Here is a 24,130-nt window from a genome sequence, read left to right on the forward strand (position 1 = left end):
ATAGGTAGACACGCACGCTTGAGGGGCGTGTGGGGCGACCCGTGGGAGTTCAAATCTCCCCTTCGGCACCACAAAACATACAAGTCGCGGACAATAATTGTTCGTGGCTTTTTTAATTTTATCATGTGAACTTTATAAAAAAAACACTTAAGAAGCCTGATCAATCTTGAATTATTTCTAACCTTGTTTATATTTAGTCTATTATGAAAAAAATAAAAAATGCGAAATCTCAAGATTCCAAAAAAATAGAAAAAGAACTGGGTGAATTTTTAAATAAAAAATTTGGCGGCAACGTTAAAATTATCACTCCTTCCGTTCTTCCCCATCAGGAATCAATTTCAGGCAAGTCTCCTTCAAAAGGCAAGAAAGGACTTATCAATTTTAACATCAAACCCCAGGAGCTTATTGCTTATCTTGATCAGTATGTCGTAAAACAAGCAAAAGCAAAATCAGTTCTGTCAACAAAAATATGCACCCACTTTAACCGGATCAGGCATTCTCAAACCACAGGTGAAGGTATGTCAAAAATCACCGGTAATATTAAATCCAATATTTTAATGTTCGGTCCTACCGGAATCGGAAAAACATATCTGATTAAGCTGATTGCAAAAAAAATAGGGGTTCCTTTTGTAAAGGCGGATGCCACTAAATTTTCCGAAACCGGCTATGTTGGCGGGGATGTAGAAGATTTAATCCGGGATCTGGTGAAAGAAGCCAATGATGACATTGAACTTGCCCAGTGCGGTATCGTTTACATTGATGAAATTGATAAAATTGCAGCAAGTCCCAATGTAATTGGTGCCCAGGTATCAAGGACAGGCGTTCAGAGGGCTCTTTTAAAACCCATGGAAGAAACCGATGTTGACTTGAAAGTTCCCCATGACCCCGTATCTATGATGCAGGAATTAGAATCCTATCAGAGAACCGGCAAACGGTCCAAACGGAGTGTAAATACCGCCAATATCCTTTTCATCGTCAGTGGTGCATTCTCAGAGCTGTCAAATGTTATCAGAAGACGGCTGTCAAAACAAAATATCGGGTTTGGTTCAAAGCTTGTAAAATCCCAAAAAGAAGATGAGGTGTTAAAACAGACCAAAGCTGAAGATCTGGTGAAGTTTGGCTTTGAATCTGAATTCATCGGAAGGCTTCCTATCCGATGTGTTCTTGAGACGCTTGATCAAGAAGACCTCTACTCAATTTTGAAGATGCCCAACAATCCGGTTATATTAAGCAAGAGGCTGGACTTTAACGCCTATGGTATAAAGATTGTTTTTACAGATGACGCATTAAAAATTCTTGCAAACCGGGCGTATAAAGAGAACACCGGAGCCCGAGGGCTTGTCAGTGTGATTGAAGAAGCTTTGCTTGATTTTGAAGAAAAACTTCCGTCACAGGATTTTTTAAAATTTACCGTAACAAAAGAAGTCCTGGAAGATCCGAAAGGCCATCTTGAAGATATTTTATCAAAACAAAATTCTTTAAAATGGAATAATCTTTATGAAAAAGCTTTTCTTGATCATAAAGCATATATTTCAAACTATATAAAAGACAATTGGAAAACCTTCTCCATCCGCTATGGACTGACTCTTTCACAAATCCGATGCAATATGGTGGCTCTTTATTTCTGCAATAATGTCATGGAAATTGAAGATGCAGTGAAAAAAATAAAACAAGTCCACGATTCAATCAAAGAAATTGAAGTTGAAGTATCAAAAAGTTATAACTTAAACATTGTTTTTGAAGAAGATGCCATTGATTTTCTGATTGAACAATTTACCAACCATAATGCGACTATTAAAGAAATATTATCAAAAATCTATGACAGCTACTATGACGGATTTAATCTGATTCGAGAAAAAACAGGAAAAAACAGGTTTTTTCTGTCTAAAACTGCTCTAATAGACCATGAAACCTACCTTAATGATCTTATCAGGAAAGAGATAACATGATTGGAATTTCAAAGCTTTATTGTGCAACAGTAGAACCATCAGACGCATTAAGATACTCAAGACAATCAGGGCAGTTGCCCTCCCATCTTTTACAATTCTCCAAAGATAAAAAGCCCGTGGTGGTCTGGAATATGACAAGACGTTGTAATCTTAAATGTGTTCACTGCTATGCCAGATCAGAAGACATTTCCTATGACAACGAGCTTACCCATGAACAAAGCATTGCCATGATTGATGACCTGGCCAGCTTTGGTGTGCCGGTCCTTTTATTTTCGGGCGGGGAACCGACTGTACATCCAAGACTTGTGGAGTATGCACAATATGCCGTCAGCAAGGGGATGAGAGCGGTTATTTCCACTAATGGTACCCTTATCACCAAAGAGAAAGCTAAAATATTCAAAGAGATCGGACTTTCTTATGTGGGTATCAGCCTTGACGGCCTGGAAGAGACCCATGATAAATTCAGAGGGGTTAAAGGCTCCTATAAAAAGGCCATGGCAGCCATCGAAAACTGTCAGGAAGCCGGTATCAAAGTGGGATTGCGATTTACCATCAATAAAAGAAATGTAAAAGATATTCCGGGTATTTTTGACCTTCTTGAAGAAAAAAATATCCCCAGAGCCTGTTTTTATCACCTGGTATATTCCGGCAGGGGCTCTGAAATTGCCAAGGAAGACCTCTCCCATGAGGAGACCCGCAAAATTCTTGATCTTATCATGGACAGAACAAAAGATCTCCATGACCGGAACTTACCAAAAGAAGTTCTCACCGTGGATAATCATGCTGACGGCCCTTACATTTACCAAAGGCTTCTGGACGAGGACCCCGAAAGGGCGGCTGAAGTTCTTGAACTTCTTGAAATGAATGAAGGCAACAATTCAGGCCGTGGTATAGGATGTATTTCCTGGGATGGTGAGGTCCACCCGGATCAATTCTGGCGGGAAAAGAGTCTTGGTAACATCAAGGACAAGCCTTTCTCCAAAATCTGGACAAATGTTAACAATAAATTTTTAATGAAGCTCAAAGAAAAGAAAAAACATGTTAAAGGCAGATGCGCCCAATGCAAATGGCTTGATATTTGCGGCGGTAACTTCAGGGCCAGAGCAGAATCTGTTGCCAATGATCCATGGGACAGTGATCCGGCTTGTTACCTGACAGATGAAGAGATCAAAAAGGAGGTTTCATAATGCTTTTTCCGGATTTTCGTGGACGAAGATTAAGAGCAAGTAAAAATTTTAGAAGAATGATACGGGAAACAAAGCTTTCCTGTGATGATTTGATTCTTCCTTTATTTGCCATAGAGGGTAATTCTGTAAAAAAACCCATTGAATCCATGCCAGGTCATTTTCAACTCTCCTGTGATCATATTGTCAAAAAAGCCAAGGAAGCCTGTGATGCGGGTGTTCCTGCCATCATTTTATTCGGTATCCCTGACAAAAAAGATGCTTTGGCAACAAGGGCCTATGCCTCGGACTCTATTGTTCAAAAAGCCATTCAAGCGGTTAAAGAAAAGGTTCCGGACATTTCTATTATAACCGATGTCTGCCTTTGCGGGTATATGGACCACGGGCACTGCGGAGTTGTGGAGAATGGCATTATTGATAATGATGCATCCCTTGACCTTCTTGCGAAAACTGCCCTATCCCATGCCAGGGCTGGTGCAGATATGGTAGCGCCCTCGGATATGATGGACGGCAGGGTTGGTGAAATCAGACAAACCCTTGATGAAGAGGGTTTTTCTCATATTCCTGTGATGTCCTATGCAGTCAAATACAGTTCGGCATTCTACGGCCCGTTCAGGCAGGCAGCAGAGTCGGCACCGCAATTTGGTGACAGGAAAACCTATCAGATGGACCCTGCCAATTCCAATGAAGCCATCAGGGAAGCCATTATGGATGTTGAGGAAGGTGCGGATATTATCATGGTAAAACCGGCTCTTTCCTACCTGGATATTATCTATCGGTTGAAAGAAGAGATAGATCTGCCCATTGCGGCCTACAATGTCAGTGGTGAATATTCAATTATGAAAGCCGGAGAAATGATGGGCTGGGTCAATGCAAATGATCTCATCATGGAAACACTTTTATCCATTAAAAGAGCCGGAGCTGATTTAATCCTGACATATTCCGCTATTGACGCTGCAAGGGAGTTAAACAAATAATGAACCATCCCCACGGGCAGGGTGAGAAACCTTCTGCCAACACCCTTCGCCTGGTTGCCTGGGAGACCACACGAAGGTGCAACCTTGCCTGCAAGCACTGCCGGGCTGTCGCAGAAGATCATTCTTATGATAATGAGTTGGATACCCGGGCTTCCTTTAGATTATTGGAACAAATCAAAGAGGTTGGTGATCCCATTATTATCCTCACCGGCGGAGAACCCCTTTTAAGGGAAGATATTTTTGATATTGCAGCATTTGGTACAAAATTAGGGCTTCGCATGGTCATGGCACCCAATGGGACTTTGATCACTGAAGACAATGCCAAAAAAATGAAAGCATCGGGCATAAAAAGAATCAGTGTCAGCCTTGACGGTTCAACCCCTGAAACCCATGATGCCTTCAGGGGACTTGAAAATGCCTTTGAAAATTCAATTCGGGGCATTAAGATTGCCAAACAAGCCGGCATTGAATTTCAAATCAACACCGTCATAACAAAAACCAATCTGGATCAAATACCTAAAATTCTAAATCTTGCAGAAAATCTGGGGGCAGTCGCCCATCATATTTTTCTTCTTGTCCCTACAGGCCGGGGAAAATATATTGTAGACAGCGAAATCAATGCAAAAGAGTACGAAGAAACCTTGAACTGGTTTTATGATCAAAGTCAAAAAACAAGTCTACAGCTTAAGGCGACCTGTGCACCGCACTATTATAGAATATTACGGCAGCGAGCCAAAAAAGACGGTAAAAAAATAAGTTTTGAAACCCATGGACTTGATGCCGTTACGCGAGGGTGTCTTGCCGGAACAGGATTTTGTTTTATTTCCCATGTGGGAAGAGTTCAAACGTGCGGATTCCTTGATGTGGAATGTGGTGACATTACCCAACAAACATTTAAAGATGTCTGGGAAAATTCTCAAGTTTTTAACACGCTCAGAGATTTTAATAATCTTGAAAGCAAATGCGGTATTTGTGAGTTTAAAAGAGTTTGTGGCGGATGCCGGGCCCGCGCCTATGAAGCGACAGGAAATTATCTTTCAGAAGAACCGTTATGTTCCTATCAGCCGGTAATAACCAAATAAATTTGATTTAACTCGTTTGATTCAAGAAGTTCCCAGCCTCTTTTTTGTACATCTTATCAAATGGAGTTGAGCATTAATGTAATGGGTCGGTCTTCCTCTGCAATTCCCGCAAAGCGCACCGGTCCAGGACGTCTGTATCGGTCCGGGTTCCCGTCAGCTGCCATCCATCCATCCCTTAAGGCTTTAAAAACTCTGAAGGCATTTGAATCTAAATCCACCAGGCTTTTTTCAATCACAAGCTCCAGCTTTCCTTTTCTTTCCTCAAGACGCATCAATTTTGTAATGGGGATACCGATGGGTTCCCACTTATCAAATTTTTTCTCAAGATTCTTGATAGCAGCCATTTGTCCTGTTGCGCCATTTGCGATGAGATGGAATGATGTAAGACCAAGGTTGTAGGTATAATTACAGTCAAAATATGTTGGATCAGACCCCCGGCCATCATATCCGTAAAAATGGATCTGCGTTTTAAATTTGGGATCAGATTTTTTAAATATCTGGGCAATAGGTTCCGGTATATTGTCATTCTGATTGATCACCTCAGTATTGATTAATACCTGCTTCAATGTTTTCAGGGAAATGATGGATTCTTTAATTAACATATATTTATCTTCAGGATTATTAAATAAGACCTTCGCAATTTTATCTGGAATAAATTTAGAGTTTTTCATGGTTGATTCGTAATAGGATCTTTCAATACCGATTTTGTATTTTCCCTGTTCCTTTAAAATGGTTAGATATTCTTTGACCATATCCATGATAATATCTTCAGTTTTTACCTGGGAAAATTGAAAATTGCCATGGGTATCTCTTTCCATTAGCAGGCCTTCTCGAAAAAATGCCGGCAGCTGGTTAAATAAATCATCATCCCTTAAATTCCAGATGGAAAATTTGTCTCTGTCTCCCATACCCCGGGTCAGTCGCCTTAAGTATTCAAGTTTGGCATTTAATGTTGGAAATGAGGTGTGGAAATCAATGTCATGAGTGAGGTTATAATCCGCAATAATAGCATTCAATTTGATAATAAATACCTGGATTTCATTTATAAACTCAAGAATACCTTCCGGAACAATCATTACGCCGAAATTTTTTCCGTTTGCAGCTCTTCGAACAATGGTATCACATATTAACCTGGACAAATGGCGCAATGTCATGCCATATGCCGTGTAATCAATTGTTCCTTTTTTTTTGGCTTTTTCAATTCTATGATGATCAGTATAATCGGCCAGCTCTTCACCAATAAAAGAAAGGTTGGCATGGGTTTGGAAAGCACATTCCAGTGTCAGGTGACTTGCGACTCTTCCCATTACTTTACAAACATGCCAGTATTTAATGTCTGAACTGGCATCGGAAGTAAGGTTACTGATATTTTGTGAAAATGCCCTTGCTGCAGTATGAAATCCGAATGATATGGCACAAAGTGTTTCTTTGTCATCAGTTTTTACCTGTATGTCGCCGTCAATGGTTTTTGGCACACCAATGACCTTAATGCCGGCACTTTTAAACCGCTGAGCAAGAAAAACCGCATTTGTATTTGAATCATCCCCTCCGATCACCACCAGGGCGTCAAGTTCAAGGTCCATGCAAGTTTTTAACGATAATTCCATTTTATTTTTGGAATCGATTTTGGTTCTCCCGGTCTTGATCATGGAAAACCCACCCAAATTCCGATATGCATCCACAAGGCTCTGGGTTATTTCAATATATTTTGATTCAAGCAAACCGTCAGGCCCTGAAAGAAATCCAAATACTCTAGATTCTGAATTATACTTTTTCACCTCATCATAAAGCCCTGCAACCACATTATGACCGCCAGGTGCAGGTCCTCCTGAAAAAAGCACACCAATATTCCGGCGTATCTTAAATGCCTGTTTGGCTTTTTCGGTCTTTCCCTCCCCGGGAATAATCTTTTGAACAATATTATTATTAATATCAGGAAGCAATCTTTCTGCTTCCTTGTTATTGCTGAATTTATATTCCGGACAATCTTTGATATTTGTATATTTTGAAGAAAAAATCTTAATTTTCTTTGGAGAAAAGGACCGTCTTTCAATGGTTTCAGTATTTACATTCGAGGTCACATGACCTGTTTTAGGATGATTTAATAAAAATTCAAGTGATTTACAACTCTGATTCTCCATATCCGCTCCTGTTATCCATTCAAATCAATTGACTAAAACCTAAATTTCTTCCTTTTACTTTGACCTGGTTAAACGATAATATTCTATTTTTAACCACAGATGGATAGAAAGTAAAGCCTCATTATTGATTTTCGGCTGAAAGGCCAATGTTCATTTTTGTACTCAAATATCCATCCATCATTAAATGAACAATATGATGAACAACACAAACAAGTAAAGCAATTCCAAATTCATCAAAATAAGTTACCTGGATCATGGCTGATAAGGCCAGGGTCTTCTGTGAGCCCATAAAAATAACACTTTCCCTGCTACCTTTTTTTACACTAAAAAGTTTCACCAATAAAAAAGAAAATCCCAAAAGCATTAAGTGGAAAGCACTGACAAGAACCACTATATAAAAAAAAGCCGCGCCTTCTCCCAAAAGCACCTGCTTTGCCCCTGCAAGGGAAATAAAGACAATACCGATAATCATCCACTGATTAATGATCTGCAACTTGAATTTTCTCAACTGATTTTCTTTAAAAACCATAGCCCTCACCACTATCCCGATCAGCAGGGGGAAAAGAACAAGCAGGATCAATTTAATGAGAATGGCGCTCTGATCGATTCCCAGTTCTTTTTCCATGTTTTGGAATGACAAAAGGACCGAAAGTATTACAGGAATGGAGAAGATACCGATAAAATTCGATAAAACCGTCACAAAAAGAGCATGGGCCATATTTCCACCTGCAACTCCTGTCATCACAATCCCGGAAGACAGCGTTGTGGGCATTACGGCCACAATAAAAAGTCCAATGACCACCCCGGTTTCAAGAGGGAGAAGACAAAGCAAGCCGGCTGCGATTGGTGAAAAAACAATAATGACTGACAATGACAAAAGCGTTGATTTAATATCTTTAATCCCAGCCCTTATCTGATCACTTTCTATCAAAAGACCTGAAATAATAAAGATCAAAAATATCATGATTTCAGGACCATGGTTATCCTTTAGAACAATCCCGATTTTTGCCAGGGTGTTTGACTGGTCTAAGATGACCACTGCAAAAGTGAGAACAAGACTGAGTAAAAACCATTGTTTTTTAACTTTTTGTATCATACATATCTCTCAATAATTAAAATTAATAGGGATATCTATGACACATTACGGCTTGAGTCAATATTTCGTTCAAATTTTCACTCACACTCCTTGATTCTGGTTCAAGAAAAATGTAAAAGATCATACAAACAAAATAGAATTCAAGGAGTGAGTAAAATTGGGGTTTAATATATTTAAAAAAAAGACTTCTGAAAAGAAAGAGCAGGGAACAGGAATCTTTTCAAGGCTGAAAAGTGGGCTGTCAAAAACAAGGCAGGTATTAACCACTGATGTTAATGACCTTTTTGTTTCCAGTAAGGCGATTGATGAAGCGCTTTTTGAAGAGTTGGAAGAACTGTTGATTACATCAGATCTTGGAATTGATGTAACCATGGAAATGATGGAAAGAATAAAGAAAAAGGCTAAAAAACTTTCCAATGCAGATGAACTCAAACAGGTGTTAAAAGAAGAATTGATCGGACTGTTCCCAAAAAATAATGATACCACAAAAGAAAAAGCGATTACAAAACCCCATGTTATAATGGTAGTTGGCGTCAATGGAACCGGCAAAACCACCACGTTGGGAAAACTTGCCATGAAGTTCACATCCCAGGGGAAAAAAGTGCTCATTGCCGCATCAGATACATTCAGAGCGGCCGCAATTGAACAAGTCGAGATCTGGGCAAATCGATCCAATGCATCTATTGTCAAACATAAAGAAGGCTCTGATCCGGCAGCCGTTGCCTATGATTCTGTTGAAGCATCTCTTGCCAGGGATATTGACATTGTATTAATTGATACGGCCGGCAGGCTTCATACCCAAAAAAATCTAATGGAAGAGCTTAAAAAAATAAAGCGGTCTATTAATAAAAAGCTGCCCGGTGCTCCCCATGAGGTATTAATGGTTTTAGATGCGACAACCGGGCAAAATGCAATTTCCCAGGCAAACCTGTTTAATGAAGCCGTTGAACTTACCCAGATTGCTTTGACAAAACTTGACGGAACTGCCAAAGGTGGTATTGTTGCCGCTATTGCAAGCACTATGAATCTGCCGATAAAATATATTGGTGTGGGAGAAAAAATTGAAGATCTTCAGGATTTTGATTCAAAACTCTTTATTAACGCATTATTTGATTAAAGCATCATAGGGATTACTCTGACAATGTTTGGAATCGAAAATTACCTGGGATTTATTCTTGCCGCAATTATTCTCACCCTGACACCGGGTGTTGATACCATGTATATACTGACCAGAAGCGTTTCCCAGGGGAGAACTGTAGGGCTGGTATCAGTTGCCGGGATTATGTCCGGTTGTATTGTCCATGTCCTTTGTGCAGCATTTGGATTGTCTCTGATTTTATCAAGCTCTGCTTTTATTTTTATGCTGGTTAAATGGACCGGAGCAATCTATCTGATTTATCTTGGCATAAAAACACTTTTGGAAAAAAACAAAGCATTTGAAATTTCTCAATCTGAATATGCGGTTAGGGATCTTGTGAAAACATACAAGCAAGGAGTGCTCACCAATGTTTTAAACCCTAAGGTAGGGTTATTTTTTCTCTCTTTTTTACCTCAATTCATTAATCCAAATCATGTAAACGGCCCAATACCTTTTCTCATTCTGGGGGGCACTTTCCTTGTAACCGGAACGATTTGGTGTCTTTTTCTATCATTGACCGCCGCATTAATGACAAATACATTAAGAAATAACAAAATAGTGGGAATCTTATTACAGAGACTTTCCGGTATGATTTTTATTGGATTTGGATTAAAACTCGGCTTTGATAATGATTGATTATTTAAATTAATCGTACGATAATGACCCTATGATGATGACCCTGGAATGAACCAGAAGTCAATCTGTTAAGATATTATGGCAATACACTTAACCAATGTTATGGGGAGGAGATAATGAAACTTTCACAAAAAGAAATAAAAACGTTGTTAAAAGAATGGAACCTTGCCTGGGAAAAGCATGACCTTGATAAGGTAATGACATTTTTCCACAATGATATCTTTTTTGAAAACTGGACCGGTGCTTATATTAAGGGCATAAAAGCACTTAGAAATGCCTGGGAACCCTGGTTTGACAATCATGGTGACTTCAGGTTCCTGGAAGAAGAAACTTTTATTGATGAACTGCACCAAAAGGTTCTCTATAGATGGATTCTTGAGTGGCCTTCGACTGAACCGGGTTTTGAAGACAAATCTGAAATCAGAAAAGGCGTGGATGTGATTCACTTTAAAGATGGAAAAATTATTAATAAGCTGACTTATACGAAAACAACAGTTGAGATTGATAACAAGAGACTGCCTCTGCATTTATAGATTGTCCGGGCACGATCATATTCTCTGCTTTCCATTTAACGCTTGTCAAACATACCTGTCATTTTATCAAGGAAATCATCGGGTACGATATTAAGCTTTTTAAAATTATCCGATGTAAAAAGAGCAAATTCACCCGTACTCATTGTACACAGCCGGCCTTTTTCATTATAGATTTCTCCAGCCATTATGGCATTTCGTTCATCGATCCGTTCTTTAATATACCCAAAAATTTCAAGCCTTGATCCGATGATAACAGGCATTAAAAAAGAAGTGCTCATGGTTTTTGTCAGGATAAACCGTTTTGAAAGATAGATGGCAGCCCACCCCATAATTTCATCACATATGGTAGACAGCACCCCTCCGTGTACAATATTGCTCCACCCTCTTAAATGGTCCGGCACAGTAACAATGGACCGAAGTTTTTCTCCATTGCTTTCAAAGGTCATCTTAAGCCCACGATGATTTTCAGAACCGCACCCAAAACAATTCGTATCCACATTGGGGATTTTCTCCCATTCTTTTGTATTCATCTTTTTCTCCGGCAACGGTTTTCCTTATACAAGTTTTTTAAGCAAGGCAGCAAACCAATTTTCATCCATTATTTCAACCCCAAGGGTTTGCGCTTTTTCAAGCTTGGAGCCTGCATTTTCTCCAGCAATGAGAAAGTCGGTTTTCGAACTGATACTTGACGTAACACTGGCGCCGAGCTTTTCAAGTTGTTTTTTGGCCTCACTGCGAGGCATACTCTGCAATGTACCGGTCAGCACGATTCGTTTATTGTTAAACGGGTTATCGTGGGATTCAGCAATGACAGGTTGATCGTTGGTGATAATGACACCTGAATAAATGATATCTTCGAGAATCGTCTTATTTTCAAAATTAGAAAAGAATTTGCAAACCGCAGATGCTGTTTCCGGGCCGATTCCATTGATTTCTTCTAAAACTTCTTCAGATGTTTCCATGATATCCTTAAGCGTGGAAAATCTTTCTGAGATCAGTTTGGCTGCATTTTCTCCTGTATGATCAATCCCCAGTGCATAAACAAAGCGTCTTAAAGAAATATTCTTTGATTTCTCTATTGACCGGGTAAGGTTGGTTGCAGATTTTTGAGCCATCCGGTCAAGACAGGCCAATTTCTCTTTTTCCAGAAAAAAAACATCTGCAAATGATTTTAGCATGCCTTCATCCACCAATTGAACGACGATCTTTTTTCCAAGTCCGTCTATGTCAAACGCTTTTTTTGAAACAAAATGCTTGATCCTCTCTTTTAACTGGGCCTGGCAGGATGCATTGACACACTTATTGATTATGGACTTATCCAGTTTAACTTTTTCGATTTTACTTTTGCAGACCGGACAATGAACCGGCATTTCAAAAGGGACTTCATCCCCCTTTCTTTCTGATTCGATGATTTTCACCACCTTTGGTATGACATCCCCTGCCCTCATTACCAAAGCCTTATCACCAATCCGGATATCTTTTCTTTTTATTTCATCTTCATTGTGCAAGGTTGCCCTTGAGACCATGGCTCCGCCAATATTGACGCCTTCCAGTATGGCAACAGGGGTTAAGGTTCCTGTCCGCCCGACCTGAACAATAATATCCTTTATGGTTGTAGTCTTCTGCATGGCAGGAAATTTATAGGCAATGGCCCATCTCGGACTTTTAATTTTTTCACCCAATTGCTGTTGCAAGAAAATATCATCGACCTTGATCACCATGCCGTCAATTTCATAGGAAAGGCTATCCCTCAGTGCTTCAAGTTCCTTATAGAATTTTAAAACCCCGTCTATGGTCAGCCCTGACTTTATATGCGAATTCACTGGAAAACCAAAATCTTTGAGTGTATCGAGCATCAGTGACTGGCTTTGAAAAGAAATCCCCTGTACAAAGCCTGTGCCATAGACAAATATATCCAGAGGACGGGATGCTGTTATTTTAGAATCCAATTGCCGTAAAGAGCCGGCTGCTGCATTTCTCGGGTTGGCAAAAACGTTTTCTCCATGTTCAAGGCGGATTTTGTTCAGACGATCGAAATCAGTACGCTTGATGATGATCTCTCCCCTGACTTCAAGCAGGGAAGGCGCTCTCATTTTTACCTCATGTAATTTTAAGGGAACAGACCTGATGGTCCTGACATTTTGGGTGATCACTTCACCAGTGACGCCATCCCCCCGGGTGGTTGCCTGTACAAGTGTTCCGTTTTCATATTTTAATTCAACCGCAACCCCATCCAGCTTGGGTTCAGCCGCATATAAGATATCCTCTCGATTTAAATTCTTAACACTTCTTTTATAAAAATCCAAAACATCCTGATCATTAAAGGCATTATCAAGACTTAACATGGGAATTGAATGAATGGCTTGCTGAAAGCCGGTTAAAGGCGGGGCCCCCACTCTTTTTGTCGGCGAATCAGGAGTTGAAAATTGAGGAAATTCTTCTTCTATTTCAATGAGACGTTTGAGCATCATGTCATACTCAACATCTGAAATCACAGGATCATCCAGGACATGATATTGATAGCTGTGCCCTGTCAATTCCTTTTGAAGTCTTCTGGCTTCTTTTTTTATCTGGTCTGTATTTTGGTCATTCATTTTCACACAATTTTTCAGCAAAGGCTATCACTGATTCACATGCTTTCTGCCGTGCCAGTTTAAAGCGTTTTTTCCTGAATCCGTGATCCCAGTCTTTTGATGCCACACTGTCAGACACGACAAGGAGTCCTGCAATTTGGACGTTTCGATATTGGGCAACTGAAAAAAGAGCTGAACATTCCATTTCAACTGCCTGAGCCCCAAGTTTCCTGAAATGCGCCACTTTATTTTCCGTCTCCCTGTAAATGGCATCCGTGGTCCAGATGATTGCTCTTTGGAAACCAATTTCACTATCTGTCAAGTGATCTGACAATTGATCCGTTAAATTCAAATCAGGGGTTGAACTAGGGATATCGCTGTCCAGAACTTTGTAATTGCAGGATGTTCCCTCATCCACAAGGGCCTTGGCGGGAAGAATAATATCTCCTACCTCTAACTGATCCGTCACAGCCCCGCACCAGCCAATGACAATTATTTTATCAGCTCCTTTCGCAATTAAAGACTCTAAAAGCATTGCAGCATAAGGAGCACCGATAAAAGGTCCGGCAATAGAAATACCCTTATCACAGATATCTGGTGTCATAAGGGTACTCATAAAAAAAGGTGCTGTCTCAGGGTTTACGGCATTTAATTTTATGAGCTTAATATCGGGCTCACAACTCACCATCACAGCCACAGAACCGATATCAGGCGCTCGCCGTGCCCCAAGTGGAGGTACTATGGATTCATTATCCAGGTCCGACCAGGTCGGATAATTCATCCTTCACCTCATCTATGATCTCATAAACCCATGCAATGTCTTCAATAGAAAGCCTTCCTGCCTTTGAAGGCGCCCTGTCAGTCCCATCTTTCTTTTTCAGAATTCTGGGACCCAACTGGACTTTTGGTTCTCCTTCCCCATACTGATGGATCGAAATGAGAAGCCCTGTCTCTTCATTTTTCCATTCTTTTAGTTTTTTATCCTTTTCAGGATCATATCCTGCCATACCTCTTTCCCCCACGGTAAAATTTCATGTTCTACAGCATAGAAAAATCTGCAATATTTTTAAATAATCCTGACACGGATGATAACAAAGCAATTCTGTTTTGTCTTAATTTTGTATCCTCAGCCATCACCATAACATCCTCAAAAAAAGTGTCCACTTTGGGTCTTAAAGTAGCAATATGCGAGAGTGCTTTATCATAGTTTCCTTCTTGAATCAAACCTTCCACGATTTGACGGACCTCATTGACAGCACTGAATAATCCTTTTTCACAAAGGTCTTCAAAAAGACTTTCATCCACGGATAACCCGCTTGTAGTGGTTGCTTTTTTAAGAATATTTTCAACCCGTTTAAACGTAATTGAAAGCGGTTCAAAATCCGGTTCTTTTCTTAAAGAGTCCAGCGCCTTAACCCTTAAAACAACATCCGGGATATTATCAAAGGATGCCCGGAAAGCCGAATTAACCGCTTCTTTTGAAAAGCCCGTATCGGTTAAAATATTGACCATTCTATTTTTAAGGAATTCTATGATTTTCAAAGATATCTCTTCTTTTTCAGCCGCATTATCAATATATGCATCAAGCCCTTTATCGATCATTGAAGTAAACGAGAAAACCAGATTTTCTTCCAGCATTATCTGGATGATACCAATTCCCTGCCGTCGCAGTGCATAGGGATCTGTACCGCCGGTTGGGATCAATCCAACGCAAAAACATCCGCAAATGGTATCCATCTTATCTGCAATGGCTAAAAGACAGGCAGTAGGATTTTCAGGCAGTTTGCCACCGGAATGGACGGGTCTGTAGTGTTGCTCAATGGCAAAGGCAACATCTTCTTTCTCTCCTGCTTTTAGTGCATAGGTCCTGCCGATAACGCCCTGAAGTTTTGTGAATTCAATAACTACCTGGCTGACAAGGTCTGACTTGCAAATTTGAGCCGCCCTTGTAACTTTCAGTTTCAAGACGTCCTTATCATTATAGGATGATTCACCGGCAAGGTGTTCAGCAAGACTTCCAATCCGCAGGGTTTTATCATAAACCGTTCCCAGTTTTTCCTGAAAGGTTACCTTTTTAAGCTTCTGGGTAAACTCATCCAATGAAGATTGAAGATCCACTTCATAGAAAAATTTTGCATCGGACAAACGGGCTCTCAATACTTTTTCATGACCTCTTGCCACAAGCGCCATATCCTTTGCTCTGGTATTGTTAACCGCGATGAACAACGGTTTTAAATTACCCTTTTCATCTCCCAGGGCAAAATATTTCTGATGTTCTCTCATGGCTGTGATCAAAACTTCATCCGGCACTTCAAGGAACTCATCATCAAATTTACCCACAACAGGGAATGGTGATTCCACAAGGTTTGTCACAATATTGATCAGTTCGTCATCTTTAAGAATCTTTGAGTCATGATCTTTAGCGCAGCTTTCAATGGCCTTTGTCAGCAGGGCCTTTCTTTTCTCAATATCCGGAATGACTCCGGCTGCTTCAGCAATCTCTACATATTTATCTGCTGATTCAATCTTCTGTTCTCCGGGATGCATGAACTGATGTCCCAGAATATAAGAAGAAGACTTTATATTCCCCACTTTGAAATCAAGATTTTTTTCCCCCAAAAGCCCCACCAGAGAAATAATGGGACGGCCAAAACTGATGGATAGATCTCCCCACCGCATACGTTTGGGAAACGGAATGGATAGAATCTCTTTTTCAAGAATGTTTTCAAGAATGAAAACTGTGGACTCGCACTTCTCTTCGATGACTGCGGTCAGGTACCTTCCCTTTTTTATATCTTCAACCTTGATTTGGTCAAGCGCCACTCCTGCCTTAGCGGCAAATTTTTCTGCGGCAAGGGTCGGGCTGCCGTTCTCGTCAAATCCGACCCTTTCAGGCGGGCCTGTGATAGTTGAGGTTTTCGGATTCTGCGTATCTGCGACATCTTCCACCATTAATGCAAGACGTCTGGGCGTTCCAAATGTCCGGGGCTCGCCGTGATCAATTCTCGCTTTATCCAGGGATGCAAGGATCTTCTCCTTAAAGGCATCCAAAGCAGGAATAATATAACCGGCCGGGATCTCTTCACTGCCAATTTCAATTAAAAGTGTATTCATTTTAATTTGCCCCCCCATTCTTTAATAACGGATGCCCCATTTCTTCTCTCTGTGTGAGATATGCTTTGGAACACGCCCTTGCAATATCCCTGATACGCTTAATATATCCTGTCCTTTCCGTCACACTGATGGCACCGCGTGCATCCAGGAGATTAAAGGTATGGGAACATTTTAAACAATATTCATAGGTGGGGATGACAAGCCCTTCTTTGATGATCCGATGCGCCTCCGCCTCGTATTTTTTAAACAGATCAAACAGCATATCCACATCTGCAACTTCAAAATTATAGGTTGACTGTTCCACTTCCTGGCTGTAATAGACATCTCTGTAAGTCACTTCATCGTTCCATTTAAGATCAAATACATTATCCACACCCTGTAGATACATGCAGATACGTTCCAGACCATAGGTCAGTTCGACAGGTACAGGGTTTACTTCCACGCTTCCTGTCACCTGAAAATAAGTAAACTGGGTGACTTCCATGCCATCCAGCCAGACTTCCCATCCAAGCCCTGAAGCACCAAGGGTCGGAGACTCCCAGTCATCTTCAACAAAACGGATGTCATGTTCAAGGGGATCAACACCAAGGGTTTTCATGGAATCCAGGTATAATTGCTGAACATCAGCCGGAGATGGTTTTAAGAGCACCTGATATTGGTAATAATGCTGAAGCCGGTTGGGATTTTCACCATAGCGGCCATCTGTCGGTCGTCTTGACGGCTGTACATAGGCAACCTTCCATGGTTCAGGTCCAAGCGCCTTTAAAAGTGTGGTGGGATGAAAGGTTCCTGCCCCCACTTCCATGTCATAGGATTGTATGAGAACACAACCCCGTTGAGCCCAGAAATTGTTTAGGTTTAAAATTACATCTTGAAAATTCATTTTGCTCCACTTTTTCAATAAAAATTTATGGTTAAAGTATTATAATACCTTTATTCTCAATTTTTGTGTCAAGAATCTTTGCATCCTTAACAGCCCCGAGTATGTCTTGCCAGAAGGGTTTTAAGGTTTCAATATCTCCGGCTTCTCCAACTGCCCAAAGACAGCCGCCGCCGCCTGCACCAGTGAATCTTGCACCACAACCACAATCCACAGCCTTTTCAAACAACTTTTTTCCGGTAATGTCAAGCACATCAGGTGTCATTTCAAGTCTTAATTTTGTTTCCCGGTTCATCAAATCGGCTGCCTGCCTGAAATTTTGGTTCTTTACAGCCTTTGAAAATTTTTTTGTTAAATCTGCAATTTTTTCAAAAACCGACCTTGTTTCACCGCAGACAAAAGAGTCAACCCATTGTTTATTAATATCTTTTGATACATGAGGAATTCCGCAGTACGAAACGAGTATATTTGAATTAAAGGCCTTAATGTCATTTTCATGCTCAAAGACAGGCATCCGTTCAAATTCAGGAGAAATCTTTCCCATTTTCCAGAACCATTGATTTACCCCTCCGAAAGCAGCCGCAAGCTGATCCTGCATACCACAGGGAACCCCTGCCACACTGGCTTCCATATAATGGGCAAGCCAGGCAATCTGTTCAGGATCTATTGATTTATCAAGTACTTTATAGAATGCCGAAACAAGCGCTACTGCTGCAGAAGAAGATCCCCCCAGGGCACTTTTGGGCGGTGATCCGGATTCGATGTGGATATGAACGCCATGGGCATCAAAATACTTTGCCACAGCAAACATCAGTCCCATGGGATGATTAAATGGGGGGTCATCTTTTTGAAAAACCGCACTTTCAAATCCCTTTGATGATACCTTGATATATCCTTTTTGCCAGGGAGAAAGACAAACAACAGTTCTTAAATCCAGGGCAATATTAAAACTTGATGGGGACAAAAAATTTAATGGCAAGAACAATGTACTGATATCCAGCGTACCGCCGAAATCCACCCTACAGGGGACTGAAGTATGAATTTGATTATGCTCAAGTTTTTTTTCTAAATTCATCTTTCCTGTCTTATCTGTTTAAGAAATTGCAGGCTTTTAAAATCCCTTCCAATATGAAACGGGATAAAGGCTTCCAATAGCATTTCTCCCTCTTCTATGGCAAAGTTTGAAAATTTCATTCTTTCCGCCCTGCTGATATCACTGTTGTTTATCCAGAAAAGCTGCTTTAAAGTGCCTTTTGAAACCGTCATACCATATTTCGATCTTCTTTTAACACAATTTTGGCAAATGATCCGACCTTCTTTAAAATCAAACCTGATACTTTTTTGTTCAATAAAATCAATAGGTGTTTTACATATATCACAATTTTCAATATTAGGAGAAAATCCGGATATACTCATAAATCTGATCTGAAAAAGAAGGCTTAGCGCTTCTTTGGATAGGATCCCTGCATTTAACGCATCAAGAGAAAAAAACAGCAGATCATACAAGCCGGACACAACTTTATCTTCCTCCAGCCAAAAATGAATCAACTCAACCCAAAAACTTGCATAGGCTGTTTTAAATACATCATACCGGATATTTGCAAATCCATTTTCAAGATCAGCCTGGGAAAGAATGATCAGACCATCTTTCTTTTTTTTAGGAAAAGTGCATTGAATGTGATTAACAGAAAAAAGATCAAATGCCCCTGAAAACCGTTTAATGCTCTTTTTCGCATTTTTGGCAATTACCGATATTTTCCCTTTGGATTTAGTTAAAAAACTGATGATAAAATCATGATCACCATATTCAATCTTTCTCAGCAATATGGCATCTGTAGTGAAACCAGGCATATGCAGCAGCTCTAAAGACCTAAAAGAAGAGTTGCTATCATAAAATAGCAATACACACTGACAATATCGATGGAAGTCGTGACAATTGGTCCTGTCGCAACGGCAGGATCAATATTGAGTCTTTCAAAAATAAGCGGGACCATGGAGCCCACAAGCGCTGCAAGGGACATGGAAGACAGGATAGCAAGACCAACGGCAAATGCCAACGGCAAAGCAAACAGCTCTGTAGCAAAAGCAAATCTCGCGATAACTCCGATGAAAAGACCATATGTGACACCCAGAATCAAACCTATTGCAAGTTCTTTTGAAACAACTTTGGAAAAATCCTGAAGATTAATTCTCCCTGTGGCAATACCCCGGACTACGATGGTGGAACTCTGGGTGCCGATATTTCCCCCCATCCCCATAATTACGGGAATAAACGCAGCCAGACTTGTAAATTTTGCAAGGCTTTCTTCAAATCCCCCTATAATGAAAAAGGCTGCCACGCCGCCCAAAAAACTTGCGAACAGCCAGGGAAGACGAATTCGTGTTCCTCTTAATACTGTCTGGGTTTCAATGTATTCTTCCCCCACTCCTGCCATTTTCAACATATCTTCCGTGGCAGCTTCATGGAGAATGTCAATAACATCATCAACTGTTACAATCCCTACAATCTTGTTATCATCATCCACAACAGGGACGGCCAGGTAATCATACCTTGCAACCAGCCTTGCCACTTCTTCCCTGTCCGTATAGGGCTTAACAGTAACAAGATCTTTTGCCATAAATTCTTTTAAAGGTTTTTCCGGATGTACAACAACCAACTGCCTTAACGAACTGACCCCAACCAGTTTTTCATATTCATCAATTACATAAATATAAAACGGCATTTCAACATCCAGATACTTGTTCTGTAATGCTTCAATAACCTGTTTAGCCGTCACTTCCTCTTCCAAAGCAATAAAATCAGTCACCATAAGGCTGCCGGCAGTGTCTTCCCCGTAGCTCATCAGCTGTTCGACATTATCGGATTCCTCTTTCTGCATCTTTGAAAGGATTTGATCTGAAAGGTCTTCATCTAAAAGGGTTAAAAGAGATGCGGCATCATCAGAAGGCATGTGATCAAAGATATCCACAAGCTTATTAAATTCTACATTTTTTACAAATTCCAGAAAAAGAGTCTCATCCAGCAAGGAAAAGAGATCACCGATTTGTTCAGGATCATGCATGAGCGTGAACAGTTTTTGACGGTTATCAGCAGACAGGTCTTTAAAAGCAATGGAAAGATCTGCCATATGGGTTTTGTTAATAATATTTACTAACTGTTTGGTTGCCCCGCGCCGTAACAGTCTTTTTAAACTGACATTTAAAATTTTTATCCGTTCATTGTGCATAATTTTCCCCGTTTAATAAGGCTAAAGCCAAATCAAAGCATTATTTTTATATGCGCCTTTTCCTTTAATGATTCAAGCCAGGTTTCAAATTTTTTCTCAACCTGCTCACGGTATAAAATTTCATGAATTTCGTCATAGGCTTGCTGTAATGTTTTGGCACCTTCCAGAACAATGTCTTCTATGTAAAAAATCTGAAATCCCTGTGCAGTCGAGATCACATTTGTAAATCCGCCTTTATTCAATTTTGATATACCATTTTTAATACTTTCAGAAAAATTATTAATGTCAAATATTCCAAGGTCACCGCCATCTGAAGCGTTGGGTGCGATTGAATAATTTTTTGCAAGAGTGATAAAATTTTCCTTTTTATCCAGTTTCCTTTTAATTTCTTTAATCTCATCCTCATTATCCATAAGGATATTTCTTAAGTGATGCTTCTTTTTACCGGAATATTTTTCAGCATCGGATTCATATCGTTTTTTTATATCAGATTCCGTTATAATCACCTTTGACTTTACCGAATAGTTAATCAACTTGGCTTGTAATATTTGCTTTTTGACATTTTCACGATATTCATTTAAAGTGAGCCCCTCCTGCTTCAAAGCATACTCAAACTCTTCCTGGCTCAGTGATTTGGCTTTCTTTACATTTTCTACTGCATTATTGACCTCAGTATCAGATACATTGATCTGATACTTCTTTGCTTCCTGCCGGGTTAATGATTGGTCAATCAATGCAGTGAGTATCTTTTTATTAATGTCCTGCATCATCTCTTTTTTCTTTTCATCCGGATACCCGGAAGACTCAATATTTTTCATATATGGAGCGGATTCTTTACTTAGCTGAACCAAAGTAACAATATCATCATCCACAATGGCAACAATCCTGTCGATAACATCTGCTGATACCGACCCACAAAAACTAAAGCTTATTATAATCAAAGAAAAAACAATCCAATTAATTTTTACTGCTTTTATCCGTGGCATTCTCACTTCCCTCTCTTTTTTCAATATCAAGTAAAAAAGTCTTTAGTTTGTCCTTATTGATTTCAACAGGATAATCCTTCCCGAGCTGTTGTATCCATTCATCGTATTGATCTTGAGTCTTTTGCAACCGAAGACGGGACACCAGTTCTTGTTCATTCTCGATTTTTTTTAAAACCAATGCCTTATTATCAGGATCCTGATCATCGGCAATATGATGCTTTTTGTAAAACTCCACAATATCCCGGGATGTGATTTCGATCTTTTTTTTAAGTTCCTGATCAATGAGCTTATCAATGATCATATTTTTCTTGAATCGTTTTTTCCAAAAAGAATATGATATGGCATTTTTTAACAATATCTGATCAAAGCTGTCATCGGGATAATCTTTTTTAAATTCTTCCTCGGCAGAGTCGACTTCCTGATCCGTAACATTAACGCTCTTATCAGCGGCAGCACTGAGAAGGATGATCTCTTCTGAAAGCATTTTAACAAGATGAATCACCATTTCATTATATTCTGCCGGATTTTCATGAATATTGTATGGATATGCAGCTTTTTTCAGATCAAGTTCTTCCAAAAAATCTGAACTGGTAATGGTCATTAATGGTGTTTTGATTAAAAACCGGGATACCTTTTCCTTTGCAGGTTCACTACAGCCCATAAGGCAAAGAGCGACAATAAAAACCCAGCAGATGAAACTCTTTTTTAAAAAACCTTTCAATCCTTTACCCCGACCTTGTTTTAATTCAAAAATAACCCTACAATAAAATTAATAAAAATAGCACTACGGTTTACTTTGTGCAAGACAATTCAAACTTTGGCAAATTATCCAGGGAAAAATTCAAATTGTAAATTAACAAAACTAAATAAAACTGGTGTCATCAATATCGAACAAACAAAATCAAGTACTAACCATATTATATGAACCCGTCAGGCTAAAGGAAAAACCTATGACTTTATTCAACCCGAAAACAGAAGAGTTTGAGCACCTTGATCCGGGATCAAAAAAAATTATGAAAAAAACCATTAATTTCTTTGAGACCCGGGGGAAGAAAAGGTTGAAATCAGATTATCATGAAAAGGTCTGGTATGAAGATTTCATTAAATTTTTAAAAGAAAACCAGATCTTTTCAACACTGCTCACACCCTCAAAGTATGCCATAGAAAATCCTGATGCCCGGTGGGATACCAGGCGAATCTGTGATTTCAACGAAATTCTGGGGTTTTACAACCTGTCCCACTGGTATACATGGCAGGTCTCTATTTTAGGACTCGGGCCCATATGGATGAGTCCCAATGAAGCTATTAAAAATAAAACCGCTCAATTATTAAAAGACGGCCATATCTTTGCCTTTGGCCTGTCAGAAAAAACCCATGGCGCAGACCTTTATTCTTCTGATATGTCTTTAACCCCTCTGGCCAAAGGACAATATGTGGCTGATGGCGGGAAATATTATATTGGCAATGCTAATATAGCCGGTATTGTTTCCACCTTTGGAAAAAATACTGAAACGGATGAGTATGTCTTTTTTGCAGTGAATCCTGAACATGAAAACTATGATCTTGTCCAGAATGTGGTGGACTGGGAGGGATATGTGGCTGAATACGCTTTAAACGGCTATCCTATTGCAGAAGAAGACATTCTTTCAACAGGACAGGATGCCTGGGATTCGGCATTGAACACCATTAATGTGGGAAAATTCAACCTTGGCTGGGCCTCCATCGGCATCTGCACCCATGCATTTTATGAAGGTCTGAACCATGCAGCATCCAGGAATCTTTATGGTAAATGGGTCACGGATTTTCCCCACATCAAACAGATGTTCGTTGATGCATATACACGGCTTGTTGCGATGAAACTGTTTTCCCAGCGTGCTTCAGACTACTTTAGAAGTGCTTCCAAGGATGATCGAAGATACCTTTTATATAATCCCATGGTTAAAATGAAGGTCCCCAGCCAGGGAGAGACTGTCATCAACCTGATATGGGATGTGATCGCTGCCAGGGGCTTTGAAAAAGATGTCTATTTTGAAATGGCGGCAACCGATATAAGGGCCCTTCCCAAACTGGAAGGAACTGTCCATGTGAACATGGCGCTCATTATCAAATTTATGGCCAATTACTTTTTCAACCCTGGTGATTTCCCTGAAATCGGTAGAAGAAATGATGCTGTCTGTGATGAATTTTTATTTAACCAGGGACTCACCAAAGGCCTTGGAAAAATCCAGTTTCATGATTTTAATATTGCTTACAACAGCGTAAACCTGCCAAATGTCAATATTTTTAAAGAACAGATAAAGCAATTGCAGGAAATGCTCTTAACGGCAACCCCTGATAAAAGCCAGGCCAGGAACATGGATTTTCTTTTATATCTTGGTGAAATGTTCACTCTTGTGGCTTATGGGCAGCTCATCATTGAGAAATTTAGTATGGATAAATTTGAAGAAGATTTATTGGAACAAATCTTTGACTTTATGATCAGGGACTTTTCAGAGTATGCATTAAAACTCTATTCAAAAACAGACACCTCGGATATCCAGATGGAATACTGCCAGAAAATGATTAAAAAACCGGTAAAGGATATAGAAAGATTCTCAAGAATCTGGGAACATCA

At 39.9% G+C, this 24,130-nt stretch carries 21 protein-coding genes; 8 read left to right on the forward strand and 13 right to left on the reverse strand.

Annotated features, from left to right (window positions below):
- The first annotated feature begins 203 nt into the window (after positions 1 to 203).
- The 4 genes from QAI40_RS11030 to ahbD are packed head-to-tail and all read left to right on the forward strand — an operon-like array spanning position 204 to position 5,192.
- Complete coding sequence (locus QAI40_RS11030) at positions 204 to 1,949, forward strand: AAA family ATPase (protein WP_299978268.1); 1,746 nt, start codon at positions 204 to 206, stop codon at positions 1,947 to 1,949.
- Positions 1,946 to 3,136 (forward strand): 12,18-didecarboxysiroheme deacetylase, encoded by a 1,191-nt coding sequence (gene ahbC / locus QAI40_RS11035; RefSeq protein WP_299978271.1) that lies wholly within the window; start codon positions 1,946 to 1,948, stop codon positions 3,134 to 3,136. The genes QAI40_RS11030 and ahbC overlap by 4 nt, the downstream gene beginning before the upstream one ends.
- Positions 3,136 to 4,110, forward strand: coding sequence for a porphobilinogen synthase (hemB, locus tag QAI40_RS11040; protein ID WP_299978274.1), 975 nt, complete (start codon positions 3,136 to 3,138; stop codon positions 4,108 to 4,110). Before ahbC ends, hemB begins: the two co-directional genes overlap by 1 nt.
- Positions 4,110 to 5,192, forward strand: a complete 1,083-nt coding sequence (gene ahbD, locus QAI40_RS11045; RefSeq protein ID WP_304511635.1) for a heme b synthase — start codon at positions 4,110 to 4,112, stop codon at positions 5,190 to 5,192. The genes hemB and ahbD overlap by 1 nt, the downstream gene beginning before the upstream one ends.
- 56 nt (positions 5,193 to 5,248) lie before the next feature.
- Here the strand turns inward: ahbD and QAI40_RS11050 are convergent, their stop codons facing one another.
- Positions 5,249 to 7,333, reverse strand: a complete 2,085-nt coding sequence (locus QAI40_RS11050) for a 6-phosphofructokinase (RefSeq protein ID WP_299978280.1) — start codon at positions 7,331 to 7,333, stop codon at positions 5,249 to 5,251.
- A 121-nt stretch (positions 7,334 to 7,454) separates the two neighbouring features.
- A complete protein-coding gene (locus tag QAI40_RS11055; protein ID WP_299978283.1) occupies positions 7,455 to 8,429 on the reverse strand; it encodes a bile acid:sodium symporter in 975 nt (324 codons plus the stop codon).
- Positions 8,430 to 8,586: 157 nt separating this feature from the next.
- Here QAI40_RS11055 and ftsY point away from each other — a divergent pair, with 157 nt between their 5' ends.
- The 3 genes from ftsY (at position 8,587) to QAI40_RS11070 (ending at position 10,736) form a co-directional block, all read left to right on the forward strand.
- Positions 8,587 to 9,546: a signal recognition particle-docking protein FtsY gene (gene ftsY, locus QAI40_RS11060; protein ID WP_299978285.1), complete on the forward strand. Its 960-nt coding sequence runs from the start codon at positions 8,587 to 8,589 to the stop codon at positions 9,544 to 9,546.
- A gap of 24 nt (positions 9,547 to 9,570) precedes the next feature.
- On the forward strand, positions 9,571 to 10,203 hold the full coding sequence (locus QAI40_RS11065) for a LysE family translocator (RefSeq protein WP_299978288.1): 633 nt from the start codon (positions 9,571 to 9,573) through the stop codon (positions 10,201 to 10,203).
- Positions 10,204 to 10,319: 116 nt separating this feature from the next.
- On the forward strand, positions 10,320 to 10,736 hold the full coding sequence (locus QAI40_RS11070) for a YybH family protein (RefSeq protein ID WP_299978291.1): 417 nt from the start codon (positions 10,320 to 10,322) through the stop codon (positions 10,734 to 10,736).
- A 35-nt stretch (positions 10,737 to 10,771) separates the two neighbouring features.
- Here the strand turns inward: QAI40_RS11070 and QAI40_RS11075 are convergent, their stop codons facing one another.
- Genes QAI40_RS11075 through QAI40_RS11125 form a run of 11 tightly spaced genes read right to left on the reverse strand, consistent with a single transcriptional unit; the run spans position 10,772 to position 22,237 of the window.
- On the reverse strand, positions 10,772 to 11,266 hold the full coding sequence (locus tag QAI40_RS11075; protein WP_299978293.1) for a PaaI family thioesterase: 495 nt from the start codon (positions 11,264 to 11,266) through the stop codon (positions 10,772 to 10,774).
- 24 nt (positions 11,267 to 11,290) lie between these two features.
- On the reverse strand, positions 11,291 to 13,330 hold the full coding sequence (gene ligA / locus QAI40_RS11080; RefSeq protein ID WP_299978295.1) for an NAD-dependent DNA ligase LigA: 2,040 nt from the start codon (positions 13,328 to 13,330) through the stop codon (positions 11,291 to 11,293).
- A complete protein-coding gene (locus QAI40_RS11085; protein ID WP_299978298.1) occupies positions 13,323 to 14,090 on the reverse strand; it encodes a nucleoside phosphorylase in 768 nt (255 codons plus the stop codon). Before QAI40_RS11085 ends, ligA begins: the two co-directional genes overlap by 8 nt.
- Positions 14,059 to 14,316: a hypothetical protein gene (locus tag QAI40_RS11090; protein ID WP_299978301.1), complete on the reverse strand. Its 258-nt coding sequence runs from the start codon at positions 14,314 to 14,316 to the stop codon at positions 14,059 to 14,061. Before QAI40_RS11090 ends, QAI40_RS11085 begins: the two co-directional genes overlap by 32 nt.
- Positions 14,317 to 14,347: 31 nt before the next feature.
- The gene (gene glyS, locus QAI40_RS11095) at positions 14,348 to 16,423 is read right to left on the reverse strand and encodes a glycine--tRNA ligase subunit beta (protein ID WP_299978304.1); all 2,076 of its coding nucleotides are present in this window, start codon (positions 16,421 to 16,423) and stop codon (positions 14,348 to 14,350) included.
- A 1-nt stretch (position 16,424) separates the two neighbouring features.
- On the reverse strand, positions 16,425 to 17,306 hold the full coding sequence (glyQ, locus tag QAI40_RS11100; protein ID WP_299978307.1) for a glycine--tRNA ligase subunit alpha: 882 nt from the start codon (positions 17,304 to 17,306) through the stop codon (positions 16,425 to 16,427).
- Positions 17,307 to 17,337: 31 nt separating this feature from the next.
- Entirely contained in the window at positions 17,338 to 18,378 is a 1,041-nt protein-coding gene (locus tag QAI40_RS11105) for a GHMP family kinase ATP-binding protein (protein WP_299978309.1), read from the reverse strand.
- Positions 18,375 to 19,154, reverse strand: coding sequence for a DNA repair protein RecO (gene recO / locus QAI40_RS11110; RefSeq protein ID WP_299978312.1), 780 nt, complete (start codon positions 19,152 to 19,154; stop codon positions 18,375 to 18,377). The genes QAI40_RS11105 and recO overlap by 4 nt, the downstream gene beginning before the upstream one ends.
- Before the next feature lie 11 nt (positions 19,155 to 19,165).
- Positions 19,166 to 20,530, reverse strand: coding sequence for a magnesium transporter (gene mgtE, locus QAI40_RS11115; protein WP_299978315.1), 1,365 nt, complete (start codon positions 20,528 to 20,530; stop codon positions 19,166 to 19,168).
- Positions 20,531 to 20,562: 32 nt separating this feature from the next.
- Positions 20,563 to 21,516 (reverse strand): SurA N-terminal domain-containing protein, encoded by a 954-nt coding sequence (locus QAI40_RS11120; protein ID WP_299978318.1) that lies wholly within the window; start codon positions 21,514 to 21,516, stop codon positions 20,563 to 20,565.
- Positions 21,488 to 22,237: a hypothetical protein gene (locus tag QAI40_RS11125; RefSeq protein WP_299978321.1), complete on the reverse strand. Its 750-nt coding sequence runs from the start codon at positions 22,235 to 22,237 to the stop codon at positions 21,488 to 21,490. The genes QAI40_RS11120 and QAI40_RS11125 overlap by 29 nt, the downstream gene beginning before the upstream one ends.
- 229 nt (positions 22,238 to 22,466) lie before the next feature.
- Here QAI40_RS11125 and QAI40_RS11130 point away from each other — a divergent pair.
- On the forward strand, positions 22,467 to 24,130 hold a 1,664-nt coding region (locus QAI40_RS11130; protein ID WP_299978324.1), incomplete at its 3' end, for an acyl-CoA dehydrogenase family protein.

The sequence above is a fragment of the Desulfobacula sp. genome (genome assembly GCF_030611305.1).
In the GTDB taxonomy this organism is placed as follows: Bacteria; Desulfobacterota; Desulfobacteria; order Desulfobacterales; family Desulfobacteraceae; genus Desulfobacula.

Bases quoted from the DNA above. Each gene is read 5' to 3' on its own strand.
- QAI40_RS11030 (WP_299978268.1), top strand. From the start codon at position 204: ATGAAAAAAATAAAAAATGCGAAATCTCAAGATTCCAAAAAAATAGAA.
- ahbC (WP_299978271.1), top strand. From the start codon at position 1,946: ATGATTGGAATTTCAAAGCTTTATTGTGCAACAGTAGAACCATCAGAC.
- hemB (WP_299978274.1), top strand. From the start codon at position 3,136: ATGCTTTTTCCGGATTTTCGTGGACGAAGATTAAGAGCAAGTAAAAAT.
- ahbD (WP_304511635.1), top strand. From the start codon at position 4,110: ATGAACCATCCCCACGGGCAGGGTGAGAAACCTTCTGCCAACACCCTT.
- QAI40_RS11050 (WP_299978280.1), bottom strand. From the start codon at position 7,333: ATGGAGAATCAGAGTTGTAAATCACTTGAATTTTTATTAAATCATCCT.
- QAI40_RS11055 (WP_299978283.1), bottom strand. From the start codon at position 8,429: ATGATACAAAAAGTTAAAAAACAATGGTTTTTACTCAGTCTTGTTCTC.
- QAI40_RS11065 (WP_299978288.1), top strand. From the start codon at position 9,571: ATGTTTGGAATCGAAAATTACCTGGGATTTATTCTTGCCGCAATTATT.
- QAI40_RS11070 (WP_299978291.1), top strand. From the start codon at position 10,320: ATGAAACTTTCACAAAAAGAAATAAAAACGTTGTTAAAAGAATGGAAC.
- QAI40_RS11075 (WP_299978293.1), bottom strand. From the start codon at position 11,266: ATGAATACAAAAGAATGGGAGAAAATCCCCAATGTGGATACGAATTGT.
- ligA (WP_299978295.1), bottom strand. From the start codon at position 13,330: ATGAATGACCAAAATACAGACCAGATAAAAAAAGAAGCCAGAAGACTT.
- QAI40_RS11085 (WP_299978298.1), bottom strand. From the start codon at position 14,090: ATGAATTATCCGACCTGGTCGGACCTGGATAATGAATCCATAGTACCT.
- QAI40_RS11090 (WP_299978301.1), bottom strand. From the start codon at position 14,316: ATGGCAGGATATGATCCTGAAAAGGATAAAAAACTAAAAGAATGGAAA.
- glyS (WP_299978304.1), bottom strand. From the start codon at position 16,423: ATGAATACACTTTTAATTGAAATTGGCAGTGAAGAGATCCCGGCCGGT.
- glyQ (WP_299978307.1), bottom strand. From the start codon at position 17,306: ATGAATTTTCAAGATGTAATTTTAAACCTAAACAATTTCTGGGCTCAA.
- QAI40_RS11105 (WP_299978309.1), bottom strand. From the start codon at position 18,378: ATGAATTTAGAAAAAAAACTTGAGCATAATCAAATTCATACTTCAGTC.
- recO (WP_299978312.1), bottom strand. From the start codon at position 19,154: ATGCCTGGTTTCACTACAGATGCCATATTGCTGAGAAAGATTGAATAT.
- mgtE (WP_299978315.1), bottom strand. From the start codon at position 20,530: ATGCACAATGAACGGATAAAAATTTTAAATGTCAGTTTAAAAAGACTG.
- QAI40_RS11120 (WP_299978318.1), bottom strand. From the start codon at position 21,516: ATGCCACGGATAAAAGCAGTAAAAATTAATTGGATTGTTTTTTCTTTG.